The organism is Mycobacterium sp. (assembly GCF_040398885.1).
GTDB lineage: Bacteria > Actinomycetota > Actinomycetes > Mycobacteriales > Mycobacteriaceae > Mycobacterium.
The window spans coordinates 1-1,326 of sequence record NZ_JBBATF010000313.1 but is presented as its reverse complement, the minus strand read 5'-3'; the positions used below and the strand labels follow the sequence as shown (position 1 = coordinate 1,326).

Annotated in this window: 1 protein-coding gene and 1 tRNA gene; both read right to left on the bottom strand. The window is 70.5% G+C overall.

What is annotated here, in order from left to right; all coding sequences use genetic code 11:
• Positions 1-1,099, bottom strand: a 1,099-nt coding sequence (locus ADBZ5U_RS16415; protein ID WP_526811967.1) for a serine hydrolase domain-containing protein, incomplete at its 3' end; no start/stop codon positions are given.
• Positions 1,100-1,255: 156 nt separating this feature from the next.
• Positions 1,256-1,326, bottom strand: a tRNA-Gly gene (locus ADBZ5U_RS16410).

Below are 1,326 nucleotides of genomic sequence, written 5' to 3'. Positions count from 1 at the left end.
CGTCGAAGTAGTTCATCACGTAGGCGTAGCCGATGCGGTGTTCGAGGTCGACGAACCCGTAGGACCCGCCGGACCCGCCGTGGCCGAAGCTGCGCGGGTTCGGGCCCGCGACGCCGCGCTGGTTGAGCATGTAGCCCAGCCCCCAGCCGTGGTCGGCCACCCGAGGTCCCAGCACCACGTCGGTGTCGAACCCGCCCTGCGAGACCCGCACCCGCTCCAGGTGCTCGCGGCTGAGCACCTTCTCCTGCGCCAGGCCGTTGTAGAAGGTGGCCAGGCCCAGCGCCGAGACGTGGCCGTTGGTGCCGGGGAACTCCGCCGAACGCCAGGTGGTCAGGTCATTGGAGCCCAGTTCGTCGTCGGGGACGAAACCCATCGCGATCGACAGCCCCGCCATCGGGTGCTCGTCGAGCGACCCAGGGCGTCCGGGGGCTCCGCCGTTTGCCAGCACGTCGCGGATGTGCGGCTTGTTGACCATCTCCGCGCAGCGGCGGTGCTCGGCGGCGGGCAGGCCGATGTGCACGTCGATGCCCATCGGCTCGGCGATCTCGGTGCGCAGGTACTGCCCGAGGGTGCGTCCGGTGACCCGGCGCACGACCTCGCCCAGGACGAAGCCGAAGGCGACCATGTGATAGCCCTGCGCGGTCCCGGGCTTCCACCAGGGCTCGGATGCGGCCAGCGCGTCGCACACCCGGTCCCAGTCGGTGACCTCGCTCCAGTGCATCCGGGTGCGTGGGGCGATCACCCCGGAGCGGTGGCCGAGCACCATCGCGACGGTGACGTCGCCCTTGCCGGCCTGGCCGAACTCCGGCCAGTACCGCGCGACGGGCGCGTCCAGGTCGATCTCGCCGCGGTCGGCGAGCAGGTGCACACAGGTGCTGGTCAGGCCTTTGGTTCCGGAGAACACGCTGGCCAGGGTGTTCTCCCGCCAGGGGCGCCGGCGGCGGGCGTCGGCGTACCCGCCCCAGAGGTTGACCACCAGATCGCCGTCGACCCAGACGGCCACCGCGGCGCCGACCTCGCCGCCGCGGCTGAAGTTGCGCTCGAATGCGGACCGGACCGCCCGGAACCGGATGTCGCAAGCCCCGTTGACCGGTGCCACCTGGGTGCCTCCTGACCGTGAGCAATCCCACCCGCATGGGCACTGGACCGGTCTCGAATCTACGTTTCCGGCAGTGCCGAAAGAAGCCGCCGACCCTTTCGCCGCCGAACCGCGACGGTGTCGTTACCAGCGGAGTCGGCGGCGGCGTCGTTCCGGAGCGGGCGACGGGAATCGAACCCGCGTAGCTAGTTTGGAAGACTAGGGCTCTACCATTGAGCTACGCCCGC